The organism is Brevibacillus sp. NRRL NRS-603, from assembly GCF_003013445.1.
Taxonomy (GTDB): Bacteria; Bacillota; Bacilli; order Brevibacillales; family Brevibacillaceae; genus Brevibacillus; species Brevibacillus formosus.
The window spans coordinates 252,768-270,698 of record NZ_PXZN01000011.1 but is presented as its reverse complement, the minus strand read 5'-3'; the positions used below and the strand labels follow the sequence as shown (position 1 = coordinate 270,698).

19 protein-coding genes are annotated in these 17,931 nt (G+C 48.9%); 2 read left to right on the top strand and 17 right to left on the bottom strand.

Translation table 11 applies throughout. The annotated features are described in order from the left end of the window. Window positions 1-30: 30 nt before the first annotated feature. Both C7R94_RS07255 and C7R94_RS07250 read right to left on the bottom strand, forming a co-directional pair. Window positions 31-591 carry a manganese efflux pump MntP gene (locus tag C7R94_RS07255; RefSeq protein ID WP_047069829.1) on the bottom strand — a complete coding sequence of 187 codons (561 nt, stop codon included), beginning with the start codon at window positions 589-591 and terminating at the stop codon, window positions 31-33. A 56-nt stretch (window positions 592-647) separates the two neighbouring features. After that, window positions 648-1,727, bottom strand: coding sequence for an L-threonylcarbamoyladenylate synthase (locus tag C7R94_RS07250; RefSeq protein ID WP_106779486.1), 1,080 nt, complete (start codon window positions 1,725-1,727; stop codon window positions 648-650). 230 nt (window positions 1,728-1,957) lie between these two features. Here C7R94_RS07250 and C7R94_RS07245 point away from each other — a divergent pair, with 230 nt between their 5' ends. Then, window positions 1,958-2,755, top strand: coding sequence for a DUF3298 and DUF4163 domain-containing protein (locus C7R94_RS07245; RefSeq protein WP_106779484.1), 798 nt, complete (start codon window positions 1,958-1,960; stop codon window positions 2,753-2,755). Between the two features lie 58 nt (window positions 2,756-2,813). On the opposite strand, the gene spoIIR is transcribed toward C7R94_RS07245, so the two are convergent. The 15 genes from spoIIR to C7R94_RS07170 form a co-directional block, all read right to left on the bottom strand. After that, window positions 2,814-3,563, bottom strand: coding sequence for a stage II sporulation protein R (spoIIR, locus tag C7R94_RS07240; protein ID WP_106779482.1), 750 nt, complete (start codon window positions 3,561-3,563; stop codon window positions 2,814-2,816). A 111-nt stretch (window positions 3,564-3,674) separates the two neighbouring features. Continuing rightward, window positions 3,675-4,565 carry a peptide chain release factor N(5)-glutamine methyltransferase gene (gene prmC / locus C7R94_RS07235; RefSeq protein WP_047069833.1) on the bottom strand — a complete coding sequence of 297 codons (891 nt, stop codon included), beginning with the start codon at window positions 4,563-4,565 and terminating at the stop codon, window positions 3,675-3,677. Further along, window positions 4,549-5,625, bottom strand: a complete 1,077-nt coding sequence (prfA, locus tag C7R94_RS07230; RefSeq protein ID WP_106779479.1) for a peptide chain release factor 1 — start codon at window positions 5,623-5,625, stop codon at window positions 4,549-4,551. The genes prmC and prfA overlap by 17 nt, the downstream gene beginning before the upstream one ends. Window positions 5,626-5,860: 235 nt before the next feature. Continuing rightward, the gene (locus tag C7R94_RS07225) at window positions 5,861-6,364 is read right to left on the bottom strand and encodes a sporulation protein (RefSeq protein ID WP_047069835.1); all 504 of its coding nucleotides are present in this window, start codon (window positions 6,362-6,364) and stop codon (window positions 5,861-5,863) included. Window positions 6,365-6,449: 85 nt separating this feature from the next. After that, window positions 6,450-7,025, bottom strand: coding sequence for a thymidine kinase (locus tag C7R94_RS07220; RefSeq protein ID WP_007725515.1), 576 nt, complete (start codon window positions 7,023-7,025; stop codon window positions 6,450-6,452). Window positions 7,026-7,053: 28 nt separating this feature from the next. Further along, window positions 7,054-8,508 (bottom strand): cryptochrome/photolyase family protein, encoded by a 1,455-nt coding sequence (locus C7R94_RS07215; RefSeq protein WP_106779477.1) that lies wholly within the window; start codon window positions 8,506-8,508, stop codon window positions 7,054-7,056. An 83-nt stretch (window positions 8,509-8,591) separates the two neighbouring features. Further along, entirely contained in the window at window positions 8,592-8,792 is a 201-nt protein-coding gene (gene rpmE / locus C7R94_RS07210) for a 50S ribosomal protein L31 (RefSeq protein ID WP_047069837.1), read from the bottom strand. 106 nt (window positions 8,793-8,898) lie between these two features. After that, on the bottom strand, window positions 8,899-10,164 hold the full coding sequence (locus tag C7R94_RS07205; protein ID WP_047069838.1) for a radical SAM family protein: 1,266 nt from the start codon (window positions 10,162-10,164) through the stop codon (window positions 8,899-8,901). Window positions 10,165-10,234: 70 nt separating this feature from the next. Next, window positions 10,235-11,137, bottom strand: a complete 903-nt coding sequence (locus tag C7R94_RS07200) for a M23 family metallopeptidase (protein ID WP_047069839.1) — start codon at window positions 11,135-11,137, stop codon at window positions 10,235-10,237. A 75-nt stretch (window positions 11,138-11,212) separates the two neighbouring features. Beyond that, entirely contained in the window at window positions 11,213-12,493 is a 1,281-nt protein-coding gene (gene rho, locus C7R94_RS07195; RefSeq protein ID WP_017252384.1) for a transcription termination factor Rho, read from the bottom strand. A 66-nt stretch (window positions 12,494-12,559) separates the two neighbouring features. After that, complete coding sequence (glpX, locus tag C7R94_RS07190) at window positions 12,560-13,522, bottom strand: class II fructose-bisphosphatase (protein WP_047069840.1); 963 nt, start codon at window positions 13,520-13,522, stop codon at window positions 12,560-12,562. Between the two features lie 28 nt (window positions 13,523-13,550). After that, window positions 13,551-14,834, bottom strand: coding sequence for a UDP-N-acetylglucosamine 1-carboxyvinyltransferase (locus tag C7R94_RS07185; RefSeq protein WP_047069841.1), 1,284 nt, complete (start codon window positions 14,832-14,834; stop codon window positions 13,551-13,553). 79 nt (window positions 14,835-14,913) lie between these two features. After that, window positions 14,914-15,558, bottom strand: a complete 645-nt coding sequence (gene fsa, locus C7R94_RS07180) for a fructose-6-phosphate aldolase (RefSeq protein ID WP_015893657.1) — start codon at window positions 15,556-15,558, stop codon at window positions 14,914-14,916. 14 nt (window positions 15,559-15,572) lie between these two features. Further along, entirely contained in the window at window positions 15,573-16,427 is an 855-nt protein-coding gene (gene fba / locus C7R94_RS07175) for a class II fructose-1,6-bisphosphate aldolase (protein WP_016740164.1), read from the bottom strand. A 103-nt stretch (window positions 16,428-16,530) separates the two neighbouring features. Further along, a complete protein-coding gene (locus C7R94_RS07170; RefSeq protein WP_007725537.1) occupies window positions 16,531-16,905 on the bottom strand; it encodes a response regulator in 375 nt (124 codons plus the stop codon). 170 nt (window positions 16,906-17,075) lie between these two features. Between C7R94_RS07170 and C7R94_RS07165 the strand changes: the two genes are divergently transcribed. Beyond that, window positions 17,076-17,870 (top strand): lipid II flippase Amj family protein, encoded by a 795-nt coding sequence (locus C7R94_RS07165; protein ID WP_047069842.1) that lies wholly within the window; start codon window positions 17,076-17,078, stop codon window positions 17,868-17,870. Window positions 17,871-17,931 lie beyond the last annotated feature (61 nt).

Genomic DNA, 17,931 nt, shown 5'->3' with positions numbered 1-17,931 from the left:
TGGTTCCTCCTCTCCTGATAATTAGTCCGGTTATATCATAAATTTTAACCCAAAACCAAACAAAATAAGTCCACCTATTAATTCGCTGTATTCGCCAAGCCACCCTCCCACACTCCTGCCTAACAATAAGCCGAAGTAAGACATCGTGGCACCCATTACTCCAAACAGGGAGATGGCCAAAATTCTATTGACCTCGATCAAGCCGAACGAGAAACCGACGGTGAAAGCATCCAGGCTGACACTAAATGCGAAGAGCATAAGTCCGAACCCTTTTGTCTTCAACACACTTTTTTGATCCCCTTGAACAAAGCCATTCCATAGCATATGCAAGCCGATGATCATCAGGACCCCACCGCCAATAAACACGGCTATATCTCCAATCAAATCGGACAAGTACGCTCCAACGACAATCCCGATGATCGGCATCATAATGTGAAACAGTCCGATGGTGATACTTACTTTGATAATCTCTCGTAACCGAATGCCAACCATTCCTACGCCAATTCCTAACGAAAAGGCATCCATACTTAAGGCGAAAGCAATAATGAGCAACGTCAAAAATTGCCCCCATTGGAATAACACCTGGTCCAAGCAGCTCCCCTCCCGTCTCTTCACCTTATGCGGACAAGGGGGAGTTTAGGACAGGTTTACACGGACAAGACACGGCCTCCAGCAGCCTTTTCCAAGCGATTCATCACGGCCATACCTAACCCGTTTCGCGGGAAAGTCTCCCCAACAATATACTGCACTTCTCGATCGTCGAATTCTCGCAGCACTGCGTACAGCTGTTGGGCAACCGCCTCCAGATCCGCTTGTGATCCGACCACAAGAACGACATCTGCCGACACGTGGCTTTGCCAAAAGGGAGCTGTTTCTTCCGTTGCCAGCACACCCGTTTTTTGACCGTGTTGCTTCGCCTGTTGCAGCATGTCTTCCATTTTTGCCCGAGCTTTTTCACTCTCTCCTGATACTAGCCACATTTCGCCTTCTGGAGCGTAATGCGTATATTTCATCCCTGGAGAGCGCGGTGCCTCGGCTGCTCCCACTTGAAAAGAAGGATCGAGCTCCACATAGCCAATTACTGGTTCCATTTGCTCCCGTGTAATGCCGCCTGGGCGCAGAATCATGGGCGGGTCCTGTGTCACATCAATCACAGTAGACTCTACCCCAACACCTGTTGCCCCACCATCGACCACTCCTGCTACGCGTCCATCCAAGTCAGCCAATACATGCGCCGCAGTCGTAGGACTCGGACGTCCAGAGCGATTGGCGCTCGGAGCTGCAATCGGTACTCCCGCTTCCTTGATCAAAGCCAAGGCAATCGGATGATCAGGCATGCGAACCCCGACAGAATCCAGTCCTGCCGTTACCAGCGAAGCTACCTGATCGGTTTTTGGCAAAATCACCGTCAAGGGTCCAGGCCAAAATGCCTCCATCAGTTTTTTCCCTTTCTCCGGAACCTCACTTGCTACTGTGGACAACTGGTCCCACGCTCCAATATGTACAATCAGCGGATTATCACTGGGTCTGCCTTTTGCTGTAAATATTTTTTCCACTGCTTCATTTGATAATGCATTCGCTCCCAAGCCGTAAACCGTCTCTGTGGGAAACGCGACAACAGCCCCTTCTCGAAGAAAACGGGCTGCATCCACAATCTGTGCACAACTATGCTGATTTTCCACATCGTTATCCACAGACCAGACTTTTGTCACAAAATTCATTTCCATCGTTAAAAAATCCTTTCTCTAGCTCGTTTCTTTGTAAGGAGTGCCTTAAGTATAGATGTGCACAAAAAAGTTTTCAACAGGCTGTGGGTAACTTGTGAATAACTTTTCTGAACAGCGTGGAAAAGGGAGCCTTGTTACCTTTTTTTAACTTCCTCCGTCTTAGCCTTGTAGTAGAATGAACACGAAAACAAAACAATAACTTTCCCTTTATCGAAAGGACCGTGAATGAAATGTCATCTTTTAAATCCTTAACTTCCAGCCTGCTTGGCACAGCTGTATTGTTAACAGCCGTCGCTGCCCCAGTATTTGCAGCACCTGCTTCACCTGCAGCCTCCGCAAAACCAGCTGTGCAAGCGCCAAAGCCACAAGCAAACGGTGTCGTGTTCACACCAAAAACCATTACGGTCGATACGAAAGAATTTCAAGGTAAAGTATCCATCCCAGTGATAAGCGGGATGAAGGATAAAGCTTTTGAAGCAAAACTGAACGCTGCTCTGCTGAAAGAAGCGCAAACAGGCTTGGCGGAAGGACAAAAAGCCGGGAAAGCAGATGCGGCAGAAGCGAAAAAGCACGGATGGGAGCCACGCCCTCATGCGCTCGACATCTCTTATGAGGTATACAATGCTGGCAATCTCGTTTCTTTCTCTGTACAGACGTACATATATACAGGCGGAGCACATGGCATGACGGATGTTACGTATTACAACATCGATAATCAAACCAAATCAAAACAATTGAAGCTGGCTGATCTGTTCCAGTCCGGCCATGACTACCGTACCATTTTCAATCAAATCATTTTGCAACAAATAAAAGAAAAAACCGAGGCGGATGGCTTTAATCCTTACGATGGATTCGAAAGCATCAGAGAGGATCAAGGCTTCTCTTTTAAAGATGGCAACCTGATGATCCATTTTGGTCAATACGAAATTGCCGCCTATGCAGCGGGAATGCCAGAGTTCGCGATCCCTGCTCAGCGTTACCAAGATTTGTTGAAGTCTGAGATTCGTGAGGCTTTATTCAAAAAGTAATCGCAGCAATTCAAAACGACACCTGCACGAGCGGCGGGTGTCGTTTTTTATGTCCAGCTTAGGAGAGCCAGCCCTCGATTTTTTCCCATAAGTAAAATCTCACTTCTACTTCAGGAGCAGAGGCCGTTACTTCTTCTGCTTTTTCTACCTCTTCGGACTCTTCCACTTCTACTTTTGTTTGCTCAGCGTCCACTTTCTTAGTTTCGGAATGTAGCTCTACTTCGTTTTCTTCTAGGGGTAAGACCGCTACTTCCTCGGATACAGCTGCGGTCGTTTGCTCAGTTTCTTCAGGCTCTGGAGTTGGCTCTGCCTTTACAGCGTCGCCATTTGACATGTCAATAAAGCAGAGCGGCGGGAACAGGACACACCACCAGTTTTGACCTTTTGCCTCCCCGATTTGTACACGGACTGCTCGGTAATTACCCGCAGGGTACACATAGGAGCCGTACAGCTTCGTCGGAAAAGGGACTTCGCCGAAATCGACTACAGCTTTGTAAGAAAAACCGCGTTCCTTGATCGTCTTGTCTACCACTTGTTGAAGGACAGGCAATTGTGATTGAATCACTTGCTCTGCTTCCTCCAATGTCTCGATATCATCCGCCCACGTATTCATTTGAGCGATAATCGCATCTCTGACTTCGCGCTTTAACCATTGATCTTGGACAGAATCGCTGTTCGCAATAATGCGCAAGCGAACGGATTCCTGAGGGATCGGCCCATTATCCAACACATTGGCCGAAGTAAGCTGCCCCTCCCAGCTCATCATAAGCATAAACAGGCTAAACGCCATCAACAACATCCGTTTCATCGTTATCCGTCTCCCTCTATACTGATCTTCTCTCTTTAGCAATCAGTATGGACGGATTCACACGATTTCAAACATTCATTCCCTATGTAAAAAAGGCGAGACGAGTCAGTGCTATCGTCTCACTCCGACAACAACCCGCTCAATCCCCGCCAAGTCTGGAACAATCTCTACCTCATCCATGACACCGGATGCCCTCATCAATGCCGCTACATCCCCAGCCTGATAAATGCCTACCTCAAACGCTACGACCGCTCTATCTTTTAATAGACTCGGCAGTGCCTCACACAGGCGACGATAGCAATCCAGACCATCTTCACCGCCATCCAAAGCCAAGCGCGGTTCATGTACGCGCACTTCATCGTCCAGCTCCTCGACATCGCGGCTCGGGATATAAGGTGGATTGGACACAAGGATGTCTACCTTTTCGCCTGCTTCCAAAAGCGGCTGCACCAAATCCCCTTGTAGAAAGCGGACATCTGCCCCAAGACGCCCTGCATTTTCCCGAGCAATTGCCGTTGCCTCAGGAGACAGGTCCACCGTAGTCACACGCCATTGCGGTTTTTCTAGCGCGAGTGTAATGCAGATGGCTCCGCTCCCTGTGCCGATATCCACCACCGCTAGCTCTTCGCTCTCAGGCCAGAGCTTTGCTGCGGCAGCCAGCACTTGCTCCACCAGTATCTCCGTTTCCGGTCTTGGGATCAGCACCCCTGGTCGCACCGTAAAAGGACGTCCGTAAAACTCCTGTTCGCCAAACATGTATTGCAATGGCTCGTTATTCGCCCTGCGCATGCACAGTCCGTCCAGCTTCACCAATGTTTCTGCATCGATTGAATCCGTCATCGCCATTAAAAAGCGTGTCCGATCCCAGTTGAGACAATGACGAATCATTAGCTCCGCTTCGAACAAAGGATCCTTCGTCCCTTTTTCCCGCAAAAAGGAAGAAGCCCGTAATAGGGCTTCTCGAATCGTCGTGACATCAGACCAATCAAGCTGAGTGTGCATGGCTTTTCAAAAGCTCCGTTTGTTCATGCAGGATCAGGTTGTCGATCACTTCATCCAATTCGCCTTCCAATACCGATTCCAGTCGGTGCAGGGTCAGACCGATGCGGTGGTCGGTCACGCGGCTTTGTGGATAGTTGTACGTGCGGATGCGCTCGCTTCGGTCACCAGTACCCACCAAGCTTTTGCGCGTTGCATCTGCTTCCGCATTTTGTTGTTGCATGTAGAAATCATACAGACGAGCACGCAATACACGCAGCGCTTTGTCTTTGTTGGAATGCTGGGATTTCTCGTCCTGACAAGAAACCATGATCCCTGTAGGAATATGCGTTACGCGAACCGCAGACTTGGTCGTGTTAACGCTCTGACCGCCTGCACCACTGGAGCAGAACGTATCGATGCGGATATCTTTTTCGTGTACTTCCACTTCCACGTCTTCTGCTTCTGGCAGAACCAGAACAGTTGCAGTAGAAGTATGGATGCGCCCACCGGACTCAGTAGCCGGAATGCGTTGCACACGATGCGCGCCGCTTTCGAACTTCATTTTGCTATAAGCACCGCGGCCAGACAACGAGAAGACAATTTCCTTGTATCCGCCAATATCGGTTGGGCTTGCCTCCAGCACTTCAATTTTAAAAGCGTTGCGCTCCGCAAAACGCGTGTACATACGGAACAGCACCGCCGCAAACAGTGCAGCTTCATCGCCACCCGCAGCACCGCGGATTTCCACAATCACGTTTTTCTCATCGTTCGGGTCTTTTGGAAGCAACAGGATCTTCAAGCGATCTTCCAGTTGTTCCTTGCGTGCTGACAATTCGTTGAGTTCGAGCTTGACCATTTCACGCATCTCGTCATCCAGCTTCTCTTCCAGCATCGCTTTGGCGTCATCAATTTGACCCACCACTGATTTATATTCACGGTATGTCGTTACCGTCTCTTCCAACGAAGATTGTTCCTTGGACAGTTCACGCAAGCGTTTTGTATCACTAATGACGTCGGGGTCACATAGGAGATTGGTTACTTCTTCAAAACGCTCTTCGACTGCTGATAAGCGTGTAAACATTTTTATTTCACCCCATCGCAAAGAATAATAGCCTTTTGGCGCAGGCGAAGCCTTGGTAGCATGTATGTTAGATATGAATTGCGATAAAATGCTATCTACCATAAAAACGGTTATAACAGATAAATTATAGGAGGAATGGCGCAAGAAGTCAAAGTGCATTATAACTGGAAATGTTTTACCGATGCCAAACAGGCCCGGCAATGCCGAGCCTTGCTACATACGTCCTGCTCACCTGTCAGCGATGGTAACCGTCATGCGAGGTTAAGTGAAAATCGTAACGCGGGATTCTTTCCTGAAGAAGCGAAATCACCTGCTGCTCGATGGTTCGCGCTTGATTCGCAGTGATGTTATGCACAAGGTCAAGAGTAACATATGCATTGGCATCGCTGAGTGTGATGCGAGCGTTTTCCACACCTTTTACCGACATGGCCATCCTTTCCATATTGGTCACGTCGACTTGGGTATTACGTGAGTTCCAGTGGCCGATCACCATATTCGGATTTTGATTGCGTCCCATTAACGGGTCACGATCCGCAGCAACAGGCGCACGGCCTTGAAGTGTATTGCCGCTTTGATCCCCTCTGATCTTCATATTGTGCTGTGTATTTCTCACATCCGTACTATAGCCCTGTTGCCTAGCCGTATTTCCCCCGCATCCCACAGTGAGGACAGTCGTAAGTACAACCAAGCCCAGAACAACACGCGAGCTGCGCAAAAGCCAATTAGGCTGTGTCCGCATGAAAAAGCCACCTCCTGTTTTGCTTAGTCTGCGCATCGCCTCTTGGGCTCATGCACGGGACAAACAGGGGGTGGCTATGCTTTTGTTATTCGGCAACTGGAGGGGTATAGTAATGCTTGCGACAGACGCTGCTGTATGTATCATTCCCAGCAATCTCAATCGTCTCCCCGGAGTAGACGGGTTGTCCATTTTTGAACTTGAGAATATGCGTTGCCTTTTTATTGCAATATACACAAACCGTTTTAATTTCTTCTACTTTATCAGCCTCGCATAGAAGGGCGGCGCTGCCAGGGAAGAGCTCATTCTTGAAGTTTTTCAACAAGCCATAGACGATTACGGGGATTCCCAGCTTGTCTACGATCCTGACGAGCTGATCCACATGGTGGCGACTGATGAACTGAGCCTCGTCAACCAACACGCAATGCGGCTTGACTGACTCTGCCTCTACGATTTGATACAGGTCCGTCTCTTCGCTAATCGGAATCGCTTCTCGGCTAATCCCAACACGCGAAGCCACTTTTCCCACGCCATAGCGATCATCAACTGCTGGAGTAAACACTACTACTTTTTTCCCCGATTGCTCGTAGTTGTGGGCAACGGTCAATAATTGAATGGATTTGGAAGCATTCATTGCTCCATACCGAAAATATAGTTGTGCCACGTCTCTGTCTCCCTTTGCCTAAAAGTTGTTACTCAGTCTTTGCATGGCGTTCTTTTGCCTCCTGAAACAAGGCCATGGCCAGCTTTCTTCTTTGTGCATGGTCCACACAAGGAAGCGGGTAGTCGAAGCCAATCCTGCACTCTGCTTGCTCTTGGATATGCTCCGGCATGTCCCACGGTTTATGAATATATTGTAGAGGTACTTCACGCAGTACGGGAAGATATTTTTTGACGAAAACGCCGTCCGGATCAAACTTTTCCCCTTGTGTGACAGGATTAAAAATCCGAAAATAAGGTTGCGCATCGGTACCAGTCGAAGCACTCCACTGCCATCCCCCAATGTTTGCCGCTTCATCGAAATCGATCAAGTGCTGTGCGAAATAGGCCATTCCCCAACGCCAATCCACAAGTAAATCCTTTGTCAAAAAGGAAGCAGTAATCATCCGCAGCCGATTGTGCATCCATCCCGTCTCATTCAACTGCTTCATAGCAGCGTCCACAATCGGGTAGCCCGTCTCGCCATGACACCAGCGAGCAAACAGGTCCTTCCTGTTCTCCCAAGCGACCTCTTCAAATTGCGGCAGGTAGGCATGGTTAGTCGTGTGTGGATGGAAATAAAGCACCTGCTGATAAAATTCTCTCCAAATGAGTTCCGTAAGAAAAGCTTCGATCGAGGCAACCTGCTCACCCCGCGCATCAGCAAGCACTTCCTGTACGCTATGATACACCGTTCGTATAGACAGAGCACCTGCGTTTAGGGCAAAAGACAGCCGGGAGGTCGCATTCACTCCTGGCATGTCGCGTTGTTCTTTATACGTATAAATGTCACCATCTAAAAATTGCTGCAATCGTTTACGTGCTGTTCGCTCCCCGAACTGCTCCATTTCCCACTCAGAGCCGATCGGTCGTTTTCGTCCAAACGCTTCCACAGTAGGGACTGACTCACTCTCCAACTCCTTCAACCGATCAAATAGATTCCATCTTGTCGGCTGAAGGAGTGGCCGGTCTTTGGGGAGCATCTGCCAAACGCAGCGATAAGGTGTAAAAACCGCATACGGTGTCCGCTGCTTCGTCATAATTTCCCCGGGCTCATGCAATACCAAATCCTTGCATGTATGTACAAATACGCCTTGACTGCTCAACACTTCTGACACGAGCTCGTCTCGCTTGCGAGCCTCTGGCGTATAATCCCGATTGAAAAACAGCTTATTTGCACCCGTCCCTTCCACTAATTGGCAGAGCACTTGATGTGGGTTGCCGTGGCGAATCAAGAGGCGCCCTCCCAGTTGAGCCAAAGCTTCATCGAGTGCAGCTATCGCAGAAAAATGTGCATGCAGTCGCTTATCCCCTACAGCCGCAGAACGACAAAGCGAATCCTCCACTATATAAACAGGAATAATCGGATCACCTGTAAACGTAGCTGCGTGCAAAGCAGCATGGTCGTGCAAGCGCAGATCCCGACGGAACCAGACTATGGCAGTCATCGTTTGTCCTCCCGAAAAAATCAGTTCCAGAAAAAGACAAAACCAGGCAGATTGCTCTACCTGGTTGTTCCCATACATTCTGATTAGGACAGATTGTATTTGCGTTTGAAACGGTCTACACGGCCGCCTGCATCAACGAATTTTTGTTTTCCTGTGAAGAAAGGATGGCAGTTGGAGCAGATCTCCACTTTCAACGCTTGTTTCACGGAACCGGATTCAAATTCGTTACCGCATGCGCAGCTAACTGTTACTACGTTGTACTTAGGATGAATGTCTTGTTTCATCTTATCTACACCTCTTTCCGCCCTGAATCGTTTGCCGAAACAGAGTTATATAAACACATAACAGATAGTAGCATGAAACACTGCCGAAATGCAACTGGTTGGCCGATTACGCCATGTTTTTCCTGCGCTGGAGTTGATCTGGAGGAATATGTGTAAACGAACCGATTACGACATCTGGCAGCTCCTGCTGATAAATCTCGATGGCTTGCTTCATGCCGAATACTTCGCCCTGCGCTTTTGGAATCATCGCCAAGTAGCTCTCTGGATCGATATTCAGATTCCGCAACTGAATCAGTTTAATGCCTGTTCTGCGGATGAACTCGATCATCGCTTCCATTTCCTCTTCGCGGTCAAACACACCAGGGAAGCACAAATAGTTAATGGACGTATACACACCCTTGGATGCGGCGTACTCAGCAGAACGCGCTACATTTTCCAACGTGTAGTTGCGCGGGCGGTAGTATGCATGATAGTGTTCGTCAATCGCACTGATAATACTCACGCGCATCAGATCAAGCCCTGCATCGACAATGCCTTTGATATGATCCGTCAAGCCCGCATTCGTATTGATGTTGATAAAGCCCATATCTGTCGTTTCCCGTACACGACGCATAGCAGGAACAATGATGGAAGCCATCGTAGAAGGCTCACCCTCACAACCCTGTCCGAAGCTGATGATGCTCTCCGGTGTCTTCAAGTGGTGCAGCATCACTTCCACCAGCTCGTCCTCTGTCGGCTTGAAGTTCATCCGCGTCTGTGGAGAAGGGAATCCACTGTCATCTGGTTGCTCGGAAATACAGCCGTAGCAACCGGCATTACAGGTATAGGAAACAGGCAAGCTGCCTTCCCAGCGGTTGAAAAAGTTATTGGAGGCCGTCAAGCATTCGTACTCCAACGCACAGTGGGACAAGTGGTTCAAAATGCGGTTTTGCGGAAACGTCTCCAACGTCTTTGCCACTCGCTGCCGCAGTTCATCCATCGGGAAGTTCAACGGGTCCCATTTGTAAATATCGTCACTCTCCCGTCCCGTTACCCAGAAACGGTTATCCTTCCAAACGACTGCGGAGTAGCCAAACAAAGGCAGCTTGCTTTCCTTGTTCGTTTTCACGTAGCCTGGCAGCAAGAGCCTCGTAATTCCTTGCGGCACAAGTGCACCTACTGCTGTACAGCCATCCAACTTGACCATTTCACCTGTGTCAGGGTCCATTCCGATCGGCTCGGTGTCCGGCAAACTGACCAGCGTCGATCCTTCCGGGAGCGGGATCAGTTCTTCTTCCAGAATTTCTGTCAATATATCTCCGTTACGAGCCACTGCAAAAAGACCTGGGTGGTCGTATACATTGCCTTTTTCATCTGCGTAAACTAAATACATGGGAAAATCGCCTCGCTTCTTTGCTTTGCCCATTGTATCGCATTAAAAAAGCAATGTAAATTGTATAGGGTTACCTGCCAAGATAGGGAAGTGGATTGATCGGCACATCATCCTGTCGCACTTCAAAGTGCAAATGATAGCCCGTAGAGTTACCCGTCTGCCCCATGTATCCCAATATCTCACCCGCTTCTACGGTTTGACCTGGTGACACCAGCAATAGACGCATATGGGCATAAAAGGTTTGCAAGCCATCTCCATGATCAATTACGACCATCCGCCCGTACCCTGACCGATTGGCGCCAGCCTCCACAACCACTCCTGCCCTTGCTGCCAAAATCGGGGTCTTTGATTCCTGTTCATTCCACAAATCCACACCCTTGTGTGTCTTTCCCCAACGGGCTCCAAATCCGCTTGTAATCGTAGCTTCTCTAACAGGCCAATTTAGACCGCCGCGAATCCTCGTGATGACTTGCCGACTTGCTGCTTGAACGGCACTTCGCTTCTGCTCCGGATCATTGCCCAACATCGGATTGCCTTTAGAGATAGGGACATACACGACCTGTCCTACATACAGGTTGTCCGACAGCCATTTTAGCAGCGGGTTTCGTTCGATTAACGATTCCCGACTCACACCGTACCGCCTTGCTATGTAATCGAGTGTTTCTCCCCGTTTCACCATATGTCCGACTTCGTCACGCTTGATGATTAGCTTCATGCCCACACTTACCAGATGGGGATTCGTAATGCTATTAGCCTCTACCAAATTTTTTAAAGAAAGACCATAGCGCTGGGCAATCCCAGATAGCGTATCTCCTTGCCGAACAGCGTACACCACTGAATTTCCTTTCGTTGCTGGTGCAGGTGAAGTCAGACTGGCATAGGGATTAAACGCTTGAAATAGTGCTTGCTCCACGACTGCTTTTTTCGCTTCCATCTGTGACTCTACCGGAGCGCTAACTTGCACGTACTCCACGAAGCATCTCCTCCTTCTTTTCCAGCTCCCTTCCTAACGGTATGCCAACGCCACAAAAAAAATGACGGTGAGTCATCATGAACTCACCGTCGTGCTAGCTGCCTTCCCTCTGCCCTGTTGCTTAGACTCAAGGGTTTGCAAAAATTCTTCGTTTGTTTTTGTATCTGCCAACTTTTTAATAAAGGAGTCTACAAACTCATTTGTTTCATTCATGTTCTTCCGGATCATCCACAGTTTATCCAGCTCTTCTTTGGTGAGCAGAAGCTCTTCGCGGCGCGTACCCGAACGGCGGATATCGATCGCCGGAAAAATTCTGCGCTCCGCCAGCTTGCGATCCAAGTGAAGCTCCATATTTCCGGTCCCTTTGAACTCCTCGTAGATCACATCGTCCATACGAGAGCCGGTCTCAACCAAAGCAGTTGCCAAAATGGTCAAGCTGCCGCCCTCTTCAATATTCCGCGCTGAACCAAAAAAGCGCTTCGGACGATGGAAGGCTGCCGGATCAATACCACCGGACAACGTTCGACCACTTGGAGGAATAACCAAGTTGTAAGCACGAGCGAGACGCGTAATGGAATCCAGCAGGATCACCACGTCTTTTTTGTGCTCAACCAGTCGCTTTGCACGCTCCAAGACAAGCTCAGCAACTTTGATGTGATTCTCAGGCAACTCGTCAAAAGTCGAGGCAACTACCTCTCCTTTGACAGATCGCTGCATATCCGTCACCTCTTCCGGACGCTCATCAATGAGCAAGACAAACAAGTGGATATCCGGGCGGCTTTCGGTAATGCTGTTGGCAATTTCTTTGATCAGCATGGTTTTCCCCGCTTTTGGCGGAGCCACAATCAATCCACGCTGACCCAGTCCAACAGGAGAGAGAAGATCCATCAGGCGAGTGGAAACACGTGCAGGGGCTGTCTCCAGTACGAGCTTGGTTTGAGGATACAACGGTGTCAATGCGGGGAAATGAAGACGCTCAGCGGCTGTCTCAGGGTCTTCTCCGTTCACAGCCTCTACTTGAAGGAGTCCAAAATAACGTTCATTCTCCTTCGGTGGTCTTGCTTTTCCTGATACCACATCCCCCATCCGCAGATCAAAACGGCGAATCTGCGACTGGGAGATGTAGATATCTTCTGAGCTGGGGAGATAGTTAATGGGGCGGAGGAAGCCATATCCCTCCGGCAATATTTCGAGAACCCCCTCCATAAACATGAGACCATCCCGCTCCGCTCGCGCCCGAAGAATCGCGAAAATCAATTCCTTCTTCTTCAGCTGGGAGTAGTACGGAATATGGTATTCCTTGGCCAACTTATAGAGGTCGGTCAGCTTCTTTTCTTCTAGTTCAGAAAGTAACATACATCCACCACTCTTTATTTACTCTTAAAAAAGCCTAGCTCAACAAATACATGCGAAAATTATTTCTTACAAACCGTTCAGCGGCTTGCGTTCTAAGCGGTGGTTCCCTTCAATGAAACGTACCGTTCCGGTTTTTGCACGCATAACAACGGAATTGGTCGTCGCACGAGTTCCCTGGAAGCGAACCCCTTTGAGCAACTCGCCATCCGTTACACCTGTCGCTGCAAAAATGGCGTCATCACCTTTTACCAAATCATCCATGAACAGTACTTGATGAGGATTCGTCAATCCCATTTTGACACAGCGTTTAATCTCGTCTTCATTTTGTGGCAAGAGCTTGCCCTGAATTTCTCCCCCGAGGCATTTCAAGGCAACCGCTGCCAGAACACCTTCAGGCGCTCCTCCAGAACCGAACAAAATGTCTACACCTGTATCCGGGAAAGCGGTATTAATCGCAGCGGCTACGTCTCCGTCAGAGATGAGGCGAATACGCGCGCCTGCCTCACGAATTTCGTGGATCACCTTAGAGTGACGATCACGGTCAAGTACAATAGCGACCAAATCGCTGATATCTTTCCCTTGTGCCTGCGCTACCGCCTTCAGGTTATCGCGAACCGGTGCGTTGATATCGACCTTGCCGACTGCTTTAGGCCCTACTGCCATTTTCTCCATATACATGTCAGGAGCATGCAACAAATTTCCCCGGTCTGCAATAGCAATGACCGAAATCGCTCCCCACGTGCCTTTTGCGAGGATATTTGTTCCCTCTAAAGGGTCTACAGCCACATCGACTGCCGGAGCCACTCCCTGGCCCAGACGCTCACCGATGTACAGCATTGGCGCCTCGTCCATTTCGCCCTCGCCAATTACTACAACGCCATCCATCGGCACTTTCATAAATTCATTGCGCATTGCGGTCGTTGCCGCATCGTCAGCCTCATCTTTTTTTCCGAGACCCATCCAACTGGCAGAAGCTAAAGCAGCGGCTTCAGTCACACGTACCAGTTCAAGTGTTAAACTGCGTTCCATTCTGGAAGACTCCTCTCCTGGTGATTGGTTAACGCTGGTGGTTTTCCATGCTCTGCAGGCCTATCCGAGTAATATCGGCCCCCAAGGCTTGCAACTTGCCCACCAAGTTTTCGTAGCCACGATCTATATGTTCGAGTCCTTCTAATTCTGTCGTGCCGTTCGTTGCCAATCCGGCAATGAACAAAGCTGCTCCCGCACGCAAATCTGAAGCTACCACCTTGGCACCATTCAGTTTGCTTCCGCCTTCGATGACAGCGGATCTTCCTTCAATCTTCAAGGAAGCCCCCATACGGCGCAGTTCATCTACATGTCGAAAACGCGAGCTGTAAATATTGTCCGTCACGATGCTTGAGCCTTTGGCAAGAGTCAGCAAGGTTGTGATCGGCTGCTGGAGATCCGTTGGAAAACCCGGATACGGACTCGTTTTCACATCGATTGATCGATAAGAATCATGTCCGATGACTTGAATACTGTCATCCTGCTCTACCACTTGCGCACCGATTTCGCGCAGCTTGGCCGTTACAGACTCCAAATGCTTCGGAATAACATTCTCTACCATCACATTGCCGTTCGTAGCCGCTGCCGCAATCATGTACGTCCCCGCTTCGATCCGATCGGGAATAATCGTATGACGGCATCCGCGCAATCGTTCTACGCCTTGAATGCGAATCATGTCCGTTCCGGCACCTTTGATGTTTGCTCCCATATTGTTGAGCAAGGTTGCTACATCGACAATTTCAGGCTCACGGGCAGCGTTTTCAATAATGGTCACACCGTCTGCTTTGGCAGCAGCCAGCATGATGTTAATGGTCGCACCAACACTGACCAGATCGAGATAAATTCGCGCACCCTGCAAACGTCCATTTTGGGCACGGATAGTCATGACGCCATTTTTGTTCTCCACTTCGGCGCCCATCGCTTCAAAACCTTTGATATGCAAATCTACTGGACGCGGGCCCAAATCACAGCCACCTGGCAAGCCAACCTGCGCTTCACCGAACTTGGCGAGCAAGGCTCCCCACAAATAGTACGAGGCACGAAGCTTTTTGATGCGACCATTTGGCATGAGCATCAGCCTCATACTGCGTCCGTCTATTTCCATCCAATCTTCTTCGAACAGCACGTCAGCTCCCATTTCCTGCAAGAGCTCGTGATAAATACCTACATCCTGAATACGGGGGAGATTCTCAATAACAACGGGTCCATCTGCCAGCAACGCTGCTGGTATGAGTGCGACTGCGCTGTTTTTTGCTCCGCTGATGGTCACCGTCCCCGCGAGCGGTTTTCCACCGTTGATGATCAGCTTATCCATGCTTTGCTCTCCTCAGGCGTAATCGGGAAAGAAGCACCTTCCCCAATGGAAAAGGTGCTTGGACTTTCAACACGTGTCCTTATTTTTGCATGCTTGCCCAGTCAGCGAGGAATTTCTCCAAGCCACTGTCTGTCAGTGGATGGGCAATGAGTTGTTTAAAGACTTTCGCTGGAATGGTAGCGAAATGAGAACCACGGCGGGCTGCCTCCGTTACGTGAACAGGGTGGCGCACAGATGCCGCAATGATTTCGGTGTCGATACCGTGAACTGAAAAGATTTCTGCAATATCTTCGATCAATTGCATGCCATCTTGACCAATATCATCCAAGCGTCCCAAGAACGGAGACACGAAGCTCGCACCTGCGCGCGCAGCCAAAAGTGCCTGGTTCGCGGAGAACACCAGTGTTACGTTTGTTCTGATTTTGCGTTTGGCAAAATACTTGGTTGCCTTCAAACCTTCTGCGGTCATTGGCAGCTTGATGACGATGTTTTTCGAGAGAGCAGCGAGCTTCTCTCCCTCTTCGATCATGCCTTTTGCATCTGTACTGATGACCTCGGCACTGATCGGACCATCAACAATATCGAGAATTTCTTTCAGGGTCTCTACAAAATCGCGTCCTTCTTTGGCAACCAGAGACGGATTTGTCGTTACGCCCGCCAGAACTCCCCATTCGTGAATTTCGCGGATTTCTTCAACGTTTGCTGTATCAATCAAAAAACGCATGGTTATCCTCCCAGTTACGCGCGGTTGCTGCTTCCGAACAAGCGCATTTTTCCTTTGACTACTTCCTTGATCGCATCGCGAGCAGGGCCCAGGTATTTGCGTGGGTCGATCTCATTCGGCTTGGCAGCCAGCACTTTGCGAACTGTTTCCGTGCATGCGACTTGGCTTTCTGTATTTACATTGATTTTTCCTACGCCCAAACGGATGGATTCAATAATCGCTTCGTCTGGTACGCCGGAACCACCGTGAAGAACGATCGGCGCTCCAATGTTGCTCGCTACTTTTTCGATAATGTCGTAGCGAATTTTTGGAACTCCTTTGTACATACCGTGTGCTGTACCTACAGCAATCGCTACGTAGTCTACTTTTGTTTCTTCCCAGAAGCGGATTGCTTCCTCAGGATTTGCAAGAGTGGCATCTTCCTCGTCAACAGACAAGTCGTCCTCCACCCCGCCGATGGTACCGAGTTCACCTTCTACCGATACGCCAACAGCGTGAGCAGCCTCTACAACCTGTTTGGTCAGGCGAAGGTTATCTTCAAACGAATGATGGGAACCATCGAACATAACAGAAGAGAACCCAGCACGAATGCACTTCATTACCATGTCGAAATTGCTACCATGGTCAAGATGCAAAGCAACAGGAACTCCTGCGCGCTCAGCAGCAACTTTTGCAATCGCTACTGTATAATCGATCCCCATATATTTCAGTGCACCCTCAGAAACACCAAAGATCACAGGCGATTTTTCTTCCATCGCAGCTTCTGTAATCGCTTGAGTAAACTCCAGATTGTTCAGGTTAAATTGTCCGACGGCGTATTTATGCTTTTTGACGTCTTCGGTAAAAGCGGTCATAGGTACCAGTGGCATTTTGTAAATCCTCCTCTAGCAGACTTCAGTCATGTGGCTTATTATACCACAGACAAGCATTTGTTAACAGGGACGCTTGTACCCTGACCTTTGCAGTCTGTTCCTAACAAGCTAACTGCTGATGTACTGCCATTCGTAGTTCATCGATATCAAACGGCTTTGTAAAATGAGTCAATGCTCCCAGTTGTGTTGCTTCTTTGATCATGTCCAGCTCTCCGTAAGCTGTCATCATGATGACTTTGATTTCCTGATTGATCTTCTTGATGTGTTTCAAGATCTCAATACCATCCATCCCAGGGATCTTCATGTCGAGGATAACCAAATCTGGTGATTCTTTTTCCACGATTTCCAATGCCATTTTCCCGTTTGCTGCCTGAAAGGTCTTGTACCCTTCTTTTCCCAGCACCTCATACAGTAAAATGCGAATCCCATACTGGTCATCCACAACCAGTACCTTTTTATCTTGTTTGTCGAACATTCTGATTCCCCCCTGACGAATGCGTTTTCTTAATTATTATGGGTTCGCCTAAAATCAGGAAACTCCTTCACGTTTTTTGCTGAACGTCAACTTAAAATTTCCCATAGGCTTCATTTCGAGTATAATGGGAAAAACTATTTCCCCTACACACAAGGAGCCAGATACTCACTATGGATGCTCTGTGGCTGATTTGCTTGTTAACATTTATTATCCATACGACAGAGACACTTACCTACGGAATCCGTTTTGCAGGGGTACAAACGGGCAGGATCGCTGTAGCGATGTCTTTGGTCGGGATCGTATTGCTCCTCTCCCGTACTTCCAACCTGATTCAAGGACCCTTCACTGGGGGATTGATGGATCAAGCTGCAATCGAGCACTTTGATCCTAGCACACAATTGCACGTGATTATTGCATCATCCTCGCTGGGAACCTTGGCAGCTATTGTACTGTTTCCCACTTTTGTTCAAATATCAAAACGAATGATCTCGCACTTGGAGATAGCGGGCTCGATTCCGCAAATGATTCGTACGGCAGTTACTGTCGAAACCATCCGACGTGTCCACCATCACGTCCGCATACCTAGCTGGCAAGCCATTTCCCGGTTTCGAATCAAAGGCGTTCCCAAACGATTACTGTTATTAAATGCATTGGGGACAGCGATCTACACAAGCAGCGTACTGTCCGTGTTGTACGCGACATTGCTAGCCCCGGATTACAAAGCAACCGTTTTGATGTCTTCTGGATTAATCAACGGTTTTGCCACGATTTTCATGACGATTTTGGTAGACCCGCAAATTGCCCTTTTGACTGAAAAAGCAATGCAAGGGAAAACCACGCAGCAATCAATTCGTGACATGTACCTGTGGCTGATGATCTCACGTTTCATCGGAACGATTTTGGCCCAATTCCTGCTCATTCCAGCCGCCTACTGGGTAGCCTGGCTATCGCCCTTGTTTCATTAATCTGCTTATAAAAGCACAAGACGCACCTGCGACCATACATCGCGGGTGCGTCTTTCTATTT

Coding starts and splice junctions, on each gene's coding strand:
- C7R94_RS07225 (WP_047069835.1), bottom strand. CDS start 6,364: ATGCGGACACAGCCTAATTGGCTTTTGCGCAGCTCGCGTGTTGTTCTG.
- fsa (WP_015893657.1), bottom strand. CDS start 15,558: ATGCGTTTTTTGATTGATACAGCAAACGTTGAAGAAATCCGCGAAATT.
- spoIIR (WP_106779482.1), bottom strand. CDS start 3,563: ATGAAACGGATGTTGTTGATGGCGTTTAGCCTGTTTATGCTTATGATG.
- prfA (WP_106779479.1), bottom strand. CDS start 5,625: ATGTTTACACGCTTATCAGCAGTCGAAGAGCGTTTTGAAGAAGTAACC.
- C7R94_RS07170 (WP_007725537.1), bottom strand. CDS start 16,905: ATGTTCGACAAACAAGATAAAAAGGTACTGGTTGTGGATGACCAGTAT.
- C7R94_RS07165 (WP_047069842.1), top strand. CDS start 17,076: ATGGATGCTCTGTGGCTGATTTGCTTGTTAACATTTATTATCCATACG.
- glpX (WP_047069840.1), bottom strand. CDS start 13,522: ATGGAACGCAGTTTAACACTTGAACTGGTACGTGTGACTGAAGCCGCT.
- fba (WP_016740164.1), bottom strand. CDS start 16,427: ATGCCACTGGTACCTATGACCGCTTTTACCGAAGACGTCAAAAAGCAT.
- rho (WP_017252384.1), bottom strand. CDS start 12,493: ATGTTACTTTCTGAACTAGAAGAAAAGAAGCTGACCGACCTCTATAAG.
- C7R94_RS07250 (WP_106779486.1), bottom strand. CDS start 1,727: ATGGAAATGAATTTTGTGACAAAAGTCTGGTCTGTGGATAACGATGTG.
- prmC (WP_047069833.1), bottom strand. CDS start 4,565: ATGCACACTCAGCTTGATTGGTCTGATGTCACGACGATTCGAGAAGCC.
- C7R94_RS07205 (WP_047069838.1), bottom strand. CDS start 10,164: ATGTATTTAGTTTACGCAGATGAAAAAGGCAATGTATACGACCACCCA.
- rpmE (WP_047069837.1), bottom strand. CDS start 8,792: ATGAAACAAGACATTCATCCTAAGTACAACGTAGTAACAGTTAGCTGC.
- C7R94_RS07215 (WP_106779477.1), bottom strand. CDS start 8,508: ATGACTGCCATAGTCTGGTTCCGTCGGGATCTGCGCTTGCACGACCAT.
- C7R94_RS07245 (WP_106779484.1), top strand. CDS start 1,958: ATGTCATCTTTTAAATCCTTAACTTCCAGCCTGCTTGGCACAGCTGTA.
- C7R94_RS07185 (WP_047069841.1), bottom strand. CDS start 14,834: ATGGATAAGCTGATCATCAACGGTGGAAAACCGCTCGCGGGGACGGTG.